The sequence below is a fragment of the Nocardia sp. NPDC004260 genome (assembly GCF_053603155.1).
This window is the reverse complement of record NZ_JBSGEZ010000083.1, coordinates 1-14763: the sequence shown is the minus strand read 5'-3', so window position 1 is coordinate 14763 and position 14763 is coordinate 1. Positions and strand designations below refer to the sequence as shown.

The 14763-nt window shown below is 68.4% G+C and carries 16 protein-coding genes; 8 read left to right on the top strand and 8 right to left on the bottom strand.

Features of this window, described 5'->3' with window-relative positions; all coding sequences use genetic code 11:
* Window positions 1-125: 125 nt before the first annotated feature.
* A complete protein-coding gene (locus tag ACWEO7_RS32535) occupies window positions 126-1514 on the bottom strand; it encodes a lipase family protein (RefSeq protein WP_452428919.1) in 1389 nt (462 codons plus the stop codon).
* A gap of 152 nt (window positions 1515-1666) precedes the next feature.
* On the bottom strand, window positions 1667-2806 hold the full coding sequence (locus tag ACWEO7_RS32530) for an esterase/lipase family protein (RefSeq protein WP_452428942.1): 1140 nt from the start codon (window positions 2804-2806) through the stop codon (window positions 1667-1669).
* 275 nt (window positions 2807-3081) lie between these two features.
* Between ACWEO7_RS32530 and ACWEO7_RS32525 the strand changes: the two genes are divergently transcribed.
* The 3 genes from ACWEO7_RS32525 to ACWEO7_RS32515 all read left to right on the top strand — a co-directional run bounded on the left by ACWEO7_RS32525 (window position 3082) and on the right by ACWEO7_RS32515 (window position 6354).
* Window positions 3082-4329: a PucR family transcriptional regulator gene (locus ACWEO7_RS32525; RefSeq protein WP_450018784.1), complete on the top strand. Its 1248-nt coding sequence runs from the start codon at window positions 3082-3084 to the stop codon at window positions 4327-4329.
* 118 nt (window positions 4330-4447) lie between these two features.
* Entirely contained in the window at window positions 4448-5617 is a 1170-nt protein-coding gene (locus tag ACWEO7_RS32520) for a thiolase family protein (protein ID WP_452428917.1), read from the top strand.
* On the top strand, window positions 5614-6354 hold the full coding sequence (locus ACWEO7_RS32515; protein WP_452428915.1) for an SDR family NAD(P)-dependent oxidoreductase: 741 nt from the start codon (window positions 5614-5616) through the stop codon (window positions 6352-6354). Before ACWEO7_RS32520 ends, ACWEO7_RS32515 begins: the two co-directional genes overlap by 4 nt.
* Before the next feature lie 207 nt (window positions 6355-6561).
* On the opposite strand, the gene ACWEO7_RS32510 is transcribed toward ACWEO7_RS32515, so the two are convergent.
* The 3 genes from ACWEO7_RS32510 to ACWEO7_RS32500 all read right to left on the bottom strand — a co-directional run bounded on the left by ACWEO7_RS32510 (window position 6562) and on the right by ACWEO7_RS32500 (window position 9240).
* The gene (locus ACWEO7_RS32510; RefSeq protein WP_450018790.1) at window positions 6562-6891 is read right to left on the bottom strand and encodes a transglycosylase family protein; all 330 of its coding nucleotides are present in this window, start codon (window positions 6889-6891) and stop codon (window positions 6562-6564) included.
* A 594-nt stretch (window positions 6892-7485) separates the two neighbouring features.
* Window positions 7486-7950 (bottom strand): PaaI family thioesterase, encoded by a 465-nt coding sequence (locus ACWEO7_RS32505; RefSeq protein ID WP_452428913.1) that lies wholly within the window; start codon window positions 7948-7950, stop codon window positions 7486-7488.
* A 144-nt stretch (window positions 7951-8094) separates the two neighbouring features.
* The gene (locus tag ACWEO7_RS32500) at window positions 8095-9240 is read right to left on the bottom strand and encodes an acyl-CoA dehydrogenase family protein (RefSeq protein WP_452428912.1); all 1146 of its coding nucleotides are present in this window, start codon (window positions 9238-9240) and stop codon (window positions 8095-8097) included.
* Window positions 9241-9350: 110 nt separating this feature from the next.
* Between ACWEO7_RS32500 and ACWEO7_RS32495 the strand changes: the two genes are divergently transcribed.
* Window positions 9351-10067: a TetR/AcrR family transcriptional regulator gene (locus ACWEO7_RS32495; protein ID WP_452428910.1), complete on the top strand. Its 717-nt coding sequence runs from the start codon at window positions 9351-9353 to the stop codon at window positions 10065-10067.
* Here ACWEO7_RS32495 and ACWEO7_RS32490 read toward each other — a convergent pair.
* Window positions 10036-10602: a type 1 glutamine amidotransferase domain-containing protein gene (locus tag ACWEO7_RS32490; RefSeq protein ID WP_450018798.1), complete on the bottom strand. Its 567-nt coding sequence runs from the start codon at window positions 10600-10602 to the stop codon at window positions 10036-10038. The two genes, ACWEO7_RS32495 and ACWEO7_RS32490, sit on opposite strands and share 32 nt — an antisense overlap.
* Window positions 10603-10662: 60 nt before the next feature.
* Complete coding sequence (locus tag ACWEO7_RS32485; RefSeq protein WP_452428908.1) at window positions 10663-11322, bottom strand: MerR family transcriptional regulator; 660 nt, start codon at window positions 11320-11322, stop codon at window positions 10663-10665.
* 109 nt (window positions 11323-11431) lie between these two features.
* Here ACWEO7_RS32485 and ACWEO7_RS32480 point away from each other — a divergent pair, with 109 nt between their 5' ends.
* The 4 genes from ACWEO7_RS32480 (at window position 11432) to ACWEO7_RS32465 (ending at window position 14421) form a co-directional block, all read left to right on the top strand.
* On the top strand, window positions 11432-12394 hold the full coding sequence (locus ACWEO7_RS32480) for a hypothetical protein (RefSeq protein WP_452428906.1): 963 nt from the start codon (window positions 11432-11434) through the stop codon (window positions 12392-12394).
* Window positions 12391-12837, top strand: a complete 447-nt coding sequence (locus tag ACWEO7_RS32475) for an ABA4-like family protein (protein WP_452428904.1) — start codon at window positions 12391-12393, stop codon at window positions 12835-12837. Before ACWEO7_RS32480 ends, ACWEO7_RS32475 begins: the two co-directional genes overlap by 4 nt.
* Window positions 12834-13376, top strand: a complete 543-nt coding sequence (locus ACWEO7_RS32470) for a DoxX family protein (protein ID WP_452428902.1) — start codon at window positions 12834-12836, stop codon at window positions 13374-13376. Before ACWEO7_RS32475 ends, ACWEO7_RS32470 begins: the two co-directional genes overlap by 4 nt.
* Window positions 13377-13467: 91 nt before the next feature.
* On the top strand, window positions 13468-14421 hold the full coding sequence (locus ACWEO7_RS32465) for an alpha/beta hydrolase (protein WP_452428900.1): 954 nt from the start codon (window positions 13468-13470) through the stop codon (window positions 14419-14421).
* Between the two features lie 87 nt (window positions 14422-14508).
* On the opposite strand, the gene ACWEO7_RS32460 is transcribed toward ACWEO7_RS32465, so the two are convergent.
* Window positions 14509-14673, bottom strand: coding sequence for a hypothetical protein (locus ACWEO7_RS32460; RefSeq protein ID WP_452428899.1), 165 nt, complete (start codon window positions 14671-14673; stop codon window positions 14509-14511).
* Between the last annotated feature and the right edge of the window lie 90 nt (window positions 14674-14763).

The window sequence follows — 14763 nt, the reverse complement described above, 5'->3', positions numbered from 1 at the left end:
ACCAACCGTGCTCACGCTAGAGCAAAACGGACACCTTTGTGACGTGACACCGGAATCTCGTTCCCGGCGCGTAACGGTGTGCGATCAGGCCAGCTCAGCAACGTCTCGGTGGTGGCCGAGCAAGATCAGGACATCGGATTGCGCAGCGCCGCGGAAAAGACCGGCAGGCGGCGCGGGCGGGGACGCGACAGCGCGGGCGGGCGCGGTGCGCGGATCGGCCGTCCGAGCCACATGCGCGCGAGCAGGGCCGCGAATCGCAGGTGGCCGCGCAGCGCCGGACCGGCGAAGGCGAGCGACCAACGCGTCTGCGTACCGGCCGCGGGCAGCTCACGACCGGCGAAGCGACCGGCGAGCCAGTCGACTATGACCGGCAGCGCCAGGAATTGCAGCAGAAGATGGGTGCTGAGCCGATCGCGCAAGTAGCGCACGTGGACGCCCGCCGCGACGTAGCGCGCCACGTGGCCGTCCACGTCGGCGGTCGCGATCACCTCGTCGTGCACGCCCTGCAGCACGAGCATGGGCATCGCGGGCGCCCGGCCGCCGGGGTGGATGTCGTCGAGGATCCGCCGCAGCCCGTCCTGCTCGAGCATGGCGGCCAGTCCCGCGTCACTGTGTTTGTCGATGTCGCGCCGGGCGAAGCGATACAGCAGCGGGAACGTCGCGGTGGTCTCGGTCTCGGCCAGCCAGCCGAGATATCGCGCGTCCAGATGCGCGCGCAGCATGCGGTCCAGATCCGGGTAGCCGCGGCGCAGCCCGGCGGTGAAGACGGCCGCGAATCCCGCGAAGAGGGTGCCGTTGAGCCGGACGAACGCGGCGGCCGGATCCCCCACCGGCGACCCGGCGACCGCGCCGACGATATTCAGCTCGGGCGCGTATTCGGCGGCCATCTCCGCGGCCCAGGCGGTGGCCAATCCCCCGCCCGAATAACCCCACAGCGCCACGGGTGCCGTCGGGTCCAGACCCAGCGGAACGAAAGCGTGCGCGGCGCGCACCGCGTCCAGCGCGCGATATCCCGGCTCCCTGGCCACGCCGAACCGGCCCGCGGTTCCACCGTGATCCGGCACCGACACCGCCCAGCCCCGCGCCAGGGCGCTGGCGATCAGCGGCAGCTCGAGCTGGGGAATCGACCCCGCCGCCCGTGCGCCGCGCCGAAGCGAATAGGACGGAAGACATTTCGAGGCCACCGCGTCGATCGCGCACTGGAACGACACCAGCGGGCGCGGCTCGGCCGGATCCGCGCCCCACGGCAACAGCACGGTGGTCACCGCCACCTCGGGCACCCCGTTCAGATCACACGTCCGGTAGAGCAGCTGCCAGGCCGAGATGCGCTGGGACACAAGAGCGAAGAAGCCGATCCGCACCGCCCGCGCGCGAACGATCGCACCGGGACGCAACCGCCCGACCGCGGGCGGTGCGACGTAGAACGGATCGTCTTCGGGCAGTATCGGCCGTTGCGCGAACGGGGCCGGATCGGGCGGCACCGTACCGCCATCCCATTCGAGTTGCACACTCATCCGGTTCTTCCTTTCCGACGGCAGGGCCGTGATCGCGGGCATCCCGCGCCGGATCGCCCGTTTTCACCCAACCAAGGTCGTGCCCGGAAAAGAATTGTCCCGGGTACCAATTAGACGCTCGCGGATTCTCGTGCCGATGCAGTGACAGCGGCTCACCAGCTGCCGTTGCCGCCGGCCATCCACGGATTGAAAGTGCATTCCAGCGACGGCTGGGCGACCGGGTCGAGCGCGTGCAGCACGATCGACGCCGCCCGCGGGGAATACATCATCGTCAGGTGGTCGGACATGTCCTGCTCGCACCCGTCTTGCAGCGTGACGTTGTCCACCGTCGCGTCCGGCCCCGCTTGCAGGAACGTCCATTGATAAGGGTTGGTCACCTCGTCGTGCCGCGAGCCGACCGCCGTGTAGGCGACTCCGGGCACCGTGTCGCCCTGCGCGTTCAGACTGGCGTAGAACGGCGAGCCCACCGCTTGCTGGATATTCGCGAGTCCGACCAGCGGCTCGTAGAACCCGAGAATGTCGACGCCCAGATTGTTGATGATCCGGCCCAGCGTGGCGATACCCATCAGCGACGTGCCGTGGTGTGTCGCTCCCAGACTCACCAATTTGCCCACTTTGCCCTGGCCGCCCTCGAACTTCAGATAATGGTCGGCGACCGTCCCGCCTTGCGAGTGACCGACGATGTCGACGGCCTGCGCACCGGTCGCGGCCAGGACCCGGTCGACGAAATCGCGCAACTGCACGGACGAATCCTCCATCCGGCCCACGCCGAAGCGCCCCGGCAGGATCGGGCCCAGACCGCCGCCCTCCAAGATGCCGGAACGCCCGAAATTGAAGGCGAACACGCAGAAACCGGCGCGGGCCAGGCGCGGGGACAAGTAGGAGAAGGTGTCGTATGCGTTGAGCCAGGTGCCGTGCAGCAGCACCACCGGTCGCGGGTGTTCGGCGGTGGGGGCGCAGTTCCAGCGGTTGGCGCCGGGCGGGGCGGCGTCCGGGTGGGTCAGGCCGTAGGCGAACGCCGCCAGATACGCCGACATCTCCGGGCCTTCACCGAGCGCGTCGGAAGCGACGCTGGTCGGCCATCCCGACGAACTGCCGCTGTCCACGATCGCGCGCGGTTGCCTGCCGTCCGGGGCGGGGGCCAGGCCTGCGCTGATGTAATCGGCCAGGGCCTGCTGGGTCGGTTCGATCTCCTCCCGCGCGTGCGCCGGTCCGTTGCCGAGTGCCGTGGCCATCGTCACGCCCGCGATCACCGCGGCCCCGAGAATCGCCCGTCGAGCGTTGTGCATCATTGCCAACATCGAGTTCACTTCCATTCACGCCGAACCACAGGCGGCCCGGCGGTGAATCGAACACCGCTACAAAATGTTTCTTACGCCACATTCGGATTCGAATGTGATCGGGGACATAGATGCGAGCCGCTTTCCGAATGTATGACTCGCGTCGGAGTCGTGTCACTGCACGCCGAGGAGAAGATTCCGTACGGAATGTTGGCCCCGAAGCCAAAATTCGCGCGACTGGGCCCGCGACCTTGCCGCGGTTTCCTGTGGTCGGAAACAATCGGCCCATGTCCGTCGCGTTGTCCCCGGTGGCCGGAGACGCTCCGCTCGTCGCCCGGTTGCTCACCCGCTGGCCGCAGATCGCCGAGCGCATGCTCGCCGCCGGCCTCGGCACCACCTCGCCCGCCGCCGACCTGCCCGAGGGGCATTTCACCGCCGAGGTGCTTCCGGCGATCTACGCGTGCGGCCGCGCAGTGCTCCAGGCGATCGGTGAACAGCGCAGCTTCACCAAGGCCGAAGTCGCCACGTTCGTCGCCCCGGTGGCCGAGCGGCACGCCGAGGACCGGTTCCCCCTGCCCGTGCTGATCGAGGCCATTCACGGTTCCGCACAGTCGGTGCTCCATGAGGCGGCCGCGCTGGCCTCCCGCGAGGAGCTCGACGACCTCGTCCTGGTCGGCAGCCGGCTGCTCGACCTGCTCATGCAGATCAACATCACGGTCGTGGAGACCTACACCGAGGTCGAGCAGTCCATCTACAACGCCGAGCGGGAGGCGCGCCGGGCGCTGTGCTCGGCGCTGCTGAACGGGTTCCCCGCGGCGGAGCTGGCGGCGCGGGCGGACACCGCCCTCGCGGAGCACTACACCGTGCTCGCCATCCACATCCGGCCCGACGATCAGCCGAGCAAGGTCGCCACACTCGTCGGGCGCCGCCGCATCCGCCTGCTGCACCGCGCTTTGGACGCTCTCGCGGGCACCACGGCGCTGGCCACCTTCGACGGCTGGAGCGGAATCGCGTTGCTGCCCAGCGGTTCCGACGCCGAACTCGACGACGCGCGCCACACCGGGCTTGCCACCGAGCTGGCCGAGAACTTCGGGGTTCCGGTATTCCTCGCCGAGTATCCGTCCGTGCCGAAGGACGCCATTCCGCACACCGCGAAGGAAGCCACCGACCTCGCCGAACTCGCGCGCCTGCTCGGTCGCCCGGCGGGCGTCTACCAACTCGACGATCTGCTGTTGGAGTACCAGCTCACCAGGCCGGGCACCGCCCGCTCCCGGCTGGCCGAGCGGATCGCCCCGATCCTGGACAGCCCGCACCTGATGGAAGCCCTCGACGCGCACCTGCGCCACGGCTCGGACCGCAAGGCCGCGGCCGCCGAGATCCACGTGCACCCCAACACCTTCAGCTATCGTCTGCGCCGCATCGCCGAACTCACCGGCGTCGATCCCACCGACCCGCACGACTCCCGGCTGCTGGCTGCCGCGCTGACGATTCAGCGCCTGTATCCGGGCAGGCCGCCCGGCGAGGCCAAGGCCTAGGCAAGGGAACTCCCTGCGGTCGATCGCGGCCCGGCCCCGGGCACCCCATGGCCCACGACGGTGAATCTGTGTTAACTTAGCTGCGAATGCCAGTTAACTTAACTGATCGGAGATGGCCATGAGGTCCGCCGTCGTCGTCGATGTCGTCCGCACACCGTCCGGTAAGGGCAAAGCAGGCGGCGGCCTGTCGGACGTACATCCGGCCACCCTGCTGGCGGGTGTGCTCGCCGAACTCGTCGCCCGCAACGACCTCGATCCCGCCGTGGTGGACGACGTGGTCGGCGGATGCGTCACGCAGAGCGGGGAGCAGGCGTTCAACATCAGCAGGACCGCCGCGCTGGCCGCCGGATTCCCGGAATCGGTGCCCGCCACCACGGTGGACCGGCAGTGCGGGTCCAGCCAGCAGGCCGCGCACTTCGCGGCGCAGGGTGTCATCGCGGGCGCCTACGACGTCGCGATCGCGTGCGGTGTCGAATCCATGAGCCGGGCGCCGATGTTCTCCAACGGCCAGGGCAAGGACGCCAACCGCGGTCCGCTCGCCCACCGCTACCCGGACGGCCTCATCCAGCAGGGCATCGCGGCCGAGGTGATCGCCGCCCGGTGGAAGTTCGATCGCGCCGCGCTCGACGAGTTCGCGGCTCGTTCGCATCGGCTCGCCGCCGGCACCGCGGCGCGGGGAGGCTTCGACAACGAACTGGTCGCGGCGGGCGCCCTGACGGCCGACGAGACGATCCGGCCCGCCACCACCGGCGAGAGTCTGGCGAAGTTGCGGCCCGCCTTCGTCGACGACCGGTACACCGCGCGCTTCCCCGAGATCGAGTGGTCGATCACGCCGGGCAACTCCTCCCCGCTGACCGACGGCGCCTCCGCCGCACTGATCATGAGCGAGGAGGCCGCCACGAAACTGGGCCTTCGTCCGCGCGCCCGGTTCCACTCGTTCGCCGTGGTGGGCGACGACCCTCTGCTCATGCTCACGGCCGTGATCCCGGCCACCCGCAAGGTGCTGAATCGCGCCGGGCTGAGCATCGATGACATCGACGCCTACGAGGTGAACGAAGCGTTCGCGCCCGTGCCCCTGGTCTGGCAGCACGAGTTGAACGCCGATCCGGACAAGCTGAACCCCCGCGGCGGCGCGATCGCCCTCGGCCACCCGCTGGGCGCCTCCGGCACCCGCATCCTGGCGACGCTGGTCAACCACCTGGAGCAGACCGGCGGCCGCTACGGCCTGCAGACGATGTGCGAGGCGGGCGGCCTGGCCAACGCGACGATCATCGAACGCCTCGGATGAGCGTCCGCACCGCACTGATCACCGGAGGGTCACGCGGCATCGGCGCCGAGGTGGCGCGCCGCCTGGCGGGCGAGGGTTATCACCTGACCCTCGCCGCGCGCACGCTCGACACACTCGAGCAGACCGCGGCCCGCCTGCGCGCGGAAACGGGAGCCGAGGTGCAGGCGGTGGTCACGCAGATGAACGACCTCGACCAGGTGCGCGCCCTGGTTACGGCGCATGAGGAGCGGTTCGGCGGCATGAACGCGCTGGTGCTGAGCGCGGGCACCGGCACGGCGGGCGCCGTGGCAGACCTGCCCGCGAAAGCGTACGAACGCATGCTGGACGTGAATTTTCGCGCGCCGCTGACGCTCATCCAGGCCGCGTTGCCGCTGCTGCGCAAGAGCGCGGCCGCCGATCGGGAGCGCGGCGCGAAGATCGTCGCGCTGGCTTCGATCACCGGCGTCGCCGGAGAAGCGGGACTCGCCGCCTACGGGGCCACCAAAGCGGCGCTCATCTCGCTGTGCGAGACGGTGTCGCTGGAGGAATCCGCGAACGGCGTCAGTGCGACGGCGGTGTCCCCGGGCTATGTCGACACCGACATGACCGCGTGGAAGCGTGCTGTCCTGGACCGATCGGCCATGCTCACCACCGGCGACATCGCCGAGATGGTCCTGGCGGTCACGCGGCTGTCGCGTAACGCGGTGGTGCCGAACATCATCCTGTCGCGCGCCGGTGATCAACTGTGGCGGGCCTGAGCACCGTTACCTGACAGCGACCGGCGCGAGAGTCCGGCCACCGGAGAGCGGGCGAATCGGCGTTCGGTGAATCCGAATTCGGACCGGATCATTGGAAATCGAATTACCGATGCGATTGTCCGGATAAACCGACATTTCGCGAAATTTATTACTGCCGGTAAATAGCTCGGCGCCTACCGCGAATCCGCGGTAGGCGCCGGTGACGCATCAGAGGTAAGCGCCGCACACGGGCCAGGCGCCCGGACCCTGGGTCGCGAGGACGTTCTCCGCGACGCGGATCTGCTCGTCCCGGCTGGCGTTCGACGGGCTGCCGCTGCCGCCGTTGGCCTCCCAGGTGCTCTGGGTGAACTGCAGGCCGCCCGAGAAGCCGTTACCGGTGTTGGTGGACCAGTTGCCACTGCTCTCGCACTGCGCGACGGCGTCCCAGTTGTGGGCCGAAGCGGTCGCGGTGGACAGGCCGAACGGCACGGCGACGAAGGCGCCGACAGCCGCGGTGAAGCCGAGAACACGAGTGGTGAATTTACGGTTTTGCGACATGAGATTTCCCGCCTGCGCCCACCGGCTCGGCGAATTCGCCGCGCCCCTGTCCCCAGGGAAGTTCGTGGACACTCGAACCGCGGGACAGGGTTTCCGGCGTTCTGCGATTCGAGCTCGATCTCGGTGTTGCCCCGAGCCGTGACCGACGTTAGCGGAGATATCGCGGCAGATCACGTTCGAATAACGTCGGCATAGGTTTGACCCTTGGTCGAGACTTCGCGCCGTTCACCCAGGTCGATCGCGCAAAATCGACCGATACGAATCCACTGTTACGACTTCGTGATGTGGCCGAGATCACTGCGATATGGTGAAGCGGATCGCATTTTCGCAGGTCCACGACTTGCGGTAGTAGGCATACCGCGCCCCCGCGCGCCGCCACTCAGGCATCAGCTACCGAGTCGTTACCTAATCGAAGAACGGGAGATATCCGCGTGACGCCGAAGCTGAATCGGCGCCCCGCAACCGGTCCGTGACCTCGGCGCGGGCACGGCGACCTGGCCGGACACCGTCGTCGGCCCCACGCGGGCTCGCGACAGTGCGCGGCCGACCGGCGCCGGATGCGTGCCGAACGCCCCGCTCCGGCGCCGAACCGGGCTACTTGCCGTGCGCCCGCAATTGGTAGAGGCCTTCGGTCTCCGCCACCACCACGCCGTCGGCGTCGGTGACCACGGCTCGCAGCGTGAAGTCGGATTTGCCGTTCGCCGCCGCCTCCGCGCCGATGCGCGAGATCTCCTCCTCCGACAACGTCGCCTCCGCGCGCACATCCGTCTTGGCCGGCTTGCGGAAGAAGACGTGCAGATCCTTCACCAGCGGATAGAACGCCGAGTTGTCGAACGTGGCGACCGCGATCGCGCCGCCGAGGATCTCGGCCACGGTGAACAGCACTCCGGCGTACATCACGCCGAAGTGGTTGCCATTGCCCTCGACGGGCACCGAGGTCGCCGCGAAACCGCGCCGCACCTCCACCGCCTGCACACCCATCTTGTGCGCGATCGGGATGGTGAATTCCAGTGCCCCGTTGACGATGTCCTTGAACGGAGGAGTCTCGACGTCGCTCATCGCAACCGTCCCTTCACGCCGGAGGTGGCTGGCACCTCGTTGTCTCTGCCACGGCCACCTCGGTGGACGTCACCGAAGCGTAGGCCCTGACCGGCGCGGCCCGACAGGGTGTTGGCAGTTTGCCAACACAGTCGGCCGCTCGGATCACAGACTGCGGGCGATGATCTCTTTCATGATCTCGTTGGTGCCGCCGTAGATCTTCTGGACACGGCTGTCGGTCCACATCCGCGAGATCGGGTATTCGCTCATATAGCCGTAGCCGCCGTGCAGTTGGAGGCACTCGTCGGCCACCGACATCGCGCGATCTGTGGTCCACCACTTGGCCATGGCGACGGTCGGGATGTCCAGTTCCCCACGCAGATGCCGCACGATGCAGTCGTCCAGGAACACCCGGGCCACCCGGGTTTCGGTGGCCGCCTCAGCGAGGGTGAACTTGGTGTTCTGGAAGGCGAACAGCGGCTTGCCGAAGGCGTGCCGCTCCTTGGTGTAGCGCAGCGTGACCTCGAGCGCGGCCTCCATCCCTGCCACCGATCCGACGGCGATGATCAGCCGCTCCTGCGGAAGCTGCTGCATCAACTGGACGAAGCCCTGCCCTTCCCGCGTGCCGAGCAGGTTCGCCACCGGGACCCGGACGTCCTCGAAGAACAGCTCGGAGGTGTCCTGCCCCTTCTGCCCTACCTTGTCCAGCACCCGGCCGCGGCGGAAGCCCGGCCGGTCTGCCTCGACCAGGATCAGCGAGATGCCACTGGCGCCCTCGCTGGTGTCGGTCTTGGCGACCACGATGATGAGATCGGCCTGGCTGCCGTTGGTGATGAAGGTCTTGGAGCCGTTCACCACGTACTCGTCGCCCTCGCGGATCGCCTTGGTCTTGACGCTCTGCAGGTCCGATCCCGTGCCGGGCTCGGTCATGGCGATCGCGCCGACGACCTCACCGGTGGCCATCTTGGGCAGCCACTGCCGCTTCTGTTCTTCGGTGCCGTAGTGCAGCAGGTAATGCGCGACGATGCCGCTGTGCAGGGTGGCGCCCCAGGAGGTGTCGAACGCCTTGGCCTGCTCCTCGATCAGCACGGCCTCGTGCGCGAAGGTGCCGCCGCCACCGCCGTACTCCTCCGGGATAGATGCGCACAGCAGGCCGAGCGCGCCCGCCTTGTTCCAGAAGTCACGGTCGACGTGATGCTGCTCGATGAACTTGTCGATGTTCGGCGTCAACTCCTTCGCGAAGAACGAGCGGGCGAGCTCGCGCAGGGCGTCCAGGTCGTCGTCGAGCCAGGCGGACCGGTAGGTCGTCATCGGGTGTCCTTGCGAAAGTCTGATACCGACAGTTACGGGTACAGTGTGTACCAAGGACCTGCCGGGTACAAGGTGTACCACTCGATTGGCCTGCCGATACGCTGAACCGCGTGGCACGACGACCTTGGGTGGACACCGCCGACGCGCGGCGTTCCACCAGCGATCGGCCCGGCCGCGACGAGCGCCGCCGGGCCATCGTGACAGCCGCGATCGCGGCGATCGAGGAGGACGGTCCGCACGCGCTGACCGGCCGGATCGCCGATCGCGCCGGACTGGCCCGCACGCACGTCTACCGGCATTTCGCCAGCAAAGAGGAGCTGGACCTCGCGGTCGCCCGGCACGCGCACCACGATCTGACCGAACGGATTCGCGCGCGTCTGGCGGTGGACGGCACGCCGCTGGACATCATCCGCGCGCCCCTGGCCCAGCACGTGCGGTGGGCCGCCGAGCATCCCAATCTCTATCGCTTCCTGGTCGGACGCGACTACCGGCGCGGCCGCAACGAACCGCGCGTCGGCGGCAGCGCGTTCGCCGCCGAGATCTCCGCCGCCGCGACTCGCTACCTGCCGGAATTCGGGACCGACCCGCTGGCCGCGGACCGGGTGGTGGTCGCGCTGCTCGGCTTGGTGGACGCCTCGGTGCGGTGGTGGCTGGAACACCATGACACCACCGAGGCCGCCCTGGTGGACCGCCTGACCACCGAGTGCTGGCTGCTCATCGACAACCGGCTGCGCGATCTGGGCATTGCTCTCGATCCGCGAGAATCATTGGCAACTGAATCGAGTCCCCCAGCGGTCAACGCGAAGCAGGGACCACTTCGCGCGTGATCGCGTGCACGAAATCGGGCAGATCACCCGGGTTGCGCGAAGTGAGCAAGGTCCACCCGCCCTCGGCGGAGCGCACCGCCGCCTCGTCGACCCACTCGCCGCCCGCGTTGACGAGGTCGATACGCAGCGAGAAGTACGAGGTCAGCGTCTTGCCGCGGACCAGCTCGGCGTTCACGAGCAGCCACGGGCCATGGCAGATCGAGGCGATCGGCTTGCCCGCGCCTGCGAACTCCTTGGCCAGTTCGATCGCCCGGTCGGTGACCCGCAGCTTGTCCGCGTTCACCGTGCCGCCGGGGACAACCAGCACGTCGAAATCGTCCACGGACACCTCGTGCAGCGACGCATCCGGTTGCACGACGGTGTCTTTCTCCGTGTCGTGCAGGTAGGTCTGCACCTCCTCGCGCTTCGGCGCGGCATGGGTGACCCGCGCCCCGCGCTTGCGCAGTTCATCACGCGGCACCAGCAGTTCGTCCCGCTCCACTCCTGTATTCGAGGTGATGATCAGCACGCGCGTCCCATCCAGTTGATCGGTCATGAGCCGCTCTCCTTTCGCCTCGGGATAGTCGTGTTTGCGGCATGCCGCGCGAGGGGCGGGCTAAACCTCGCCGGAGGCACGATCCGCGCCGTCGTCCGGCGACAGCAGTGTGCTGGATAGATGCTCCTGCGCCAGCCTGCGCAGCGCGGCGAGCAGCGTATCGCCCAGAATCGTTCCGACAATGGCGGTTTCGGTCATCCGCTCGAGGCCGGGTTCGTTGCGGACCAGGGCGATGTCGGTGGCGGCGATGGCTTCGCCGGCGACCGCGTAGTCGTCCATCGCGGCGACCACGTCGCCGTGGCCGAGCAGACGCAGCGCGGCGCAGACATCGATGAGGGTGTCGCGGGCCGGGCTGTCGTCATCGATCCGCCAGCCGCGCCGGTCCAGCAGTGCCGCGACGTCCTCGGCGGCGGCTTCCCGCTGCTCGGCACCCACCTGCGACCTCCGGCCGCCCAGCGCGTACTGGACATGCCCCAACGCGTCCCGCACGGACAGACTGCCGCTGTCGAGCGCCGCGAGTAGTTCCTTCGCCGCTTCGATGGACACGCCGCCGATATCCACCAGCGCCCGGATCAGCCGCAGTCTGCTGACGTGCGCATCGCTGTATTCGGCCTGATTGCGATGGGTCCGCACACCGGAAGGCAGAAGTCCCTCGCGCACGTAGTACTTGATCGTCGCGGGAGGGACGCCGCTCGCGCGGCTGAGTTCGGCGATCCGCATCGGACTCCTCGGCTCGGTCGACGTATTGACAGTAGATAGTACAGCTATCCATAATGACCGCTGATAGTGCAACTATCGATACTTCGAGTTCCTGAAAGGTCGACGGCTCGTGACCGCCTTCTCCCAGCGATTCCCCGCCCTGTCCTGGCATCGGCCACTGATGCTGCTCGCCGTCGCCATGGCGCTCCTGGTCGTCTGGTCGATCGGGGGCATGATTCTCGACGACCGCACCTCGACCGGGTTGCCGATCTGGGCCAAGTCGGCCAAGTTCGCGTTTTCGGTGCTGATCTACGCCCTGACCTGGGCGTGGTTGCTCGCCCAGCTCACCAGATGGCAGCGCGTCGCCTGGTGGGCGGGGACGGTGGCGGCGCTGGGCCTCGCGGTGGAGCTCATCGTCATCACCACGCAGATCGTGCGAGGCACCACCAGCCACTTCAATTTCACGACGCCGCTCAACGCGGTGCTGTGGGAGATCATGGGGTCGTCCATCGTGCTGGTCTGGATCGCCACCCTGGCCGCGTCGGCGGCATTGTTCGCCGATCCGACGACCGACCCCGCCCGCAACGCGGCGATCCGTTGCGGTGCCGCGCTCTCCCTCGCGGGCGCCGCGTTGGGGATGTTGATGGTGTCGCCGACGGCCGAACAGCGGGCGGCGGGCAGCGCGATCAGGGGCGCCCACACCGTCGGGCTCGCCGACGGCGGACCCGGCTTGCCCATCCTCGGCTGGAGCACGGCCGGAGGCGATCTGCGTGTCCCGCATTTCCTCGGAATGCATGCGTTGCAGGCGCTTCCGCTGGTTCTGCTCGCCGTCGAGTACGGGTCGCGCCGGATTCCGGCCCTGCGCTCCGCGGCCACCAGGCGAACGCTCGTCATGATCGCCGCGGCGACCTACGCCGCACTGCTCGCGGTGCTGACCTGGCAGGCGCTGCGCGGACAATCGGTCGTCCATCCCGACGTCGCCACCTTACTGGCCCTCGCCGCCGTCGCCCTCGGAGCCGCCCTCTCGGCAGCTGTCGCGCTGCGGACGAAAAAGGTTGGGGTGCACCGTTTCCCGATGGGAGCGGGACTATGACGGAGCTGCTGTTCGACATCACTTTCTGGTTCGCCGCCCCCTTCTGGGCACTGATGATCCTGGCCCCGGGATGGCGACGGACCAGTGCGATCGTCACCTCACCGCTCATCTGCCTGCCTCCGCTGCTCGTCTACGCGGCGCTGGTCGTGCCCGAATTCGGCTCGTTCGCAGCGGCGCTCGTCGATCCGGAACTCGCCGGGCTGCGAGAAATACTGGGCCAGGGGTCGGGGGCCGCGGCGGCATGGGCGCACTTCGTGGCCTTCGACCTGTTCCTCGGGCGCTGGATCTACCTGGACAGTCGCGCGCGCGGCCACACGCCACTGCTGATCAGCCCGCTGCTCGTCCTCACCATCCTGTTCGCGCCGATCGGCGTGCTGCTCTACCTGCTCATCCGATTCACCACGACACCGGCGCCCGGCCGGACCGTCCCCATGGAGGCATGATGGAAACCCTCATCGTTCTGCTCACCACCCTTTTGTCGCTGCGCGTTGCGGGCGCCCTCGGCGCGCGCCGGTTCGCCGCATGGCCCACCTGCGCCGCCTATGCGCTGGGCGTGATGCTGATCATGACCGGCACAACACATTTCCTGCCGGAGGCGTTCGCGGACACCCCCGTTCCGACCCACGCCGATCTGCTCCCGATGGTGCCGCCGTTCGTCCCGTTCCCCGGCGCGATGGTCTACCTCACCGGCGTACTGGAACTGCTCGGCGCGGTGGGCCTCTTCCTCGCCCGCACTCGCCGCGCCGCCGGTCTCGGGCTGACCGCCCTGTTCGTCGTGATGCTGCCCGCCAACATCTACGTGGCGCTCTCCGGCATCCCGTTCAACGACGCACCCGCACCGCCACTGTGGGAGCGCGTTCCGGAGCAGGCACTGTACATCGGCGTCGCTTTGTGGGCCGCTGGGGTGCTGCGGTTCCCGCGACGAGCCGGCGGTGACGAAAGTGCCGACTCGACAACACATTCGAAAGCACGAGCGGCATGACGGTCATCGGCAGGCGGGTCTCGTGCCTGCGATCCTTCCGAATGGGACGATTTCGCCGAATGGGTCGGGCGCGGCCGGGTACAACGGAATCGTGAGTGCTTCTAGGTATTTGGGCGCGCTCGTCAGCGCGCTGGCGACAGTTGTCGCGGTGTCCTCCTTCTCCGTTCGTCCCGCCGAAGCCGAGTCCGCGCGGGCGCGCGTGGTGGGGGATGCCCCGCTCGGCGGATCGATGTCCCAGATCGATGTCTACTCGCCATCGATGGACAAAGTGGTCACCAACCGGGTGATCCGGGCGGCGGGCGGCGCACCCGCGCCGACCTTGTACCTGCTCACCGGTATCGGCGGCGGCGTCGACGGAATCTCCTGGTGGGACGATACAGACGTCCGGGAGTTCTTCGCGGACAAGCACATCAACGTGGTGATGCCGGTCGGCGGCGCCTACAGCATGTACACCGACTGGCTCGCCGATGATCCGGCGGTCGGGCGCAACCGATGGCAGACCTATCTCACGCGTGAGCTTCCGGCGACGCTCGACGCCGAACTCGGCACGACCGGGCGCAACGCGATCGCGGGGGTGTCGATGAGCGCCGGATCCGCGGTCGACCTCGCGATCCAGGCGCCCGACCTGTACGACGCGGTGGCGGCCTACAGCGGATGCCCGTGGGCCGCGGACGCCGTCGGCGCGGCCATGGTGAGCGCCCAGGTCATCCGTGGCGGGGGCAATCCGGCGAACATGTGGGGCGCTCCGGGCGACGTGATCTGGCGGGCGCACGACGCTTTCGCCAACGCGCCCGCTCTGGCCGGGAAGACCATCTACTTGTCCGCCGCCTCCGGCACTCCCGGTGCGATCGATCGAGGCGGCCTGCCCTTTCCGCCCATCGAAGCGATCGCCAGCTCCTGCACGGCGGCCTTCGCCGATCGTCTCGACGAGCTCGGGCTGTCCGCTGTCCACGTGAATCGCGCGGAAGGCTCGCACACCTGGGGGTTGTTCGAGACCGATCTCCACGAGTCGTGGCCGCACCTGGCGCACGCTCTCGCCGCGTGAGGACTCGGCCGCCGGAGGTCGCCTTCGTGACCGCGGCAGGCGCCTCCGTGCCGGGTGAAGGCCTCTTCGTCACGCGCGCGCCGGAATTCACGCTTTCGAGCGGGTGAGTCCAAGGCCTGTCACGATCGCCAGACCGGCAGTGGCGAGCAGCGCGGCGACGGCGAAGGTCGCGTGTGTTCCCCGGGCCACCTGCTCCGGCGCGGCGCCGATGACGTCGCCGGTTCCCGCCGCGAGAGCGAAGACCGCGCCCATGACACTCCCTATGTCAACCTCATACCGCAGAAGTAGCGACCGGTTGTGGTTGCAGGGTTTGGGCGCCGCCGTGTCGGGCGGGGTCGTAGG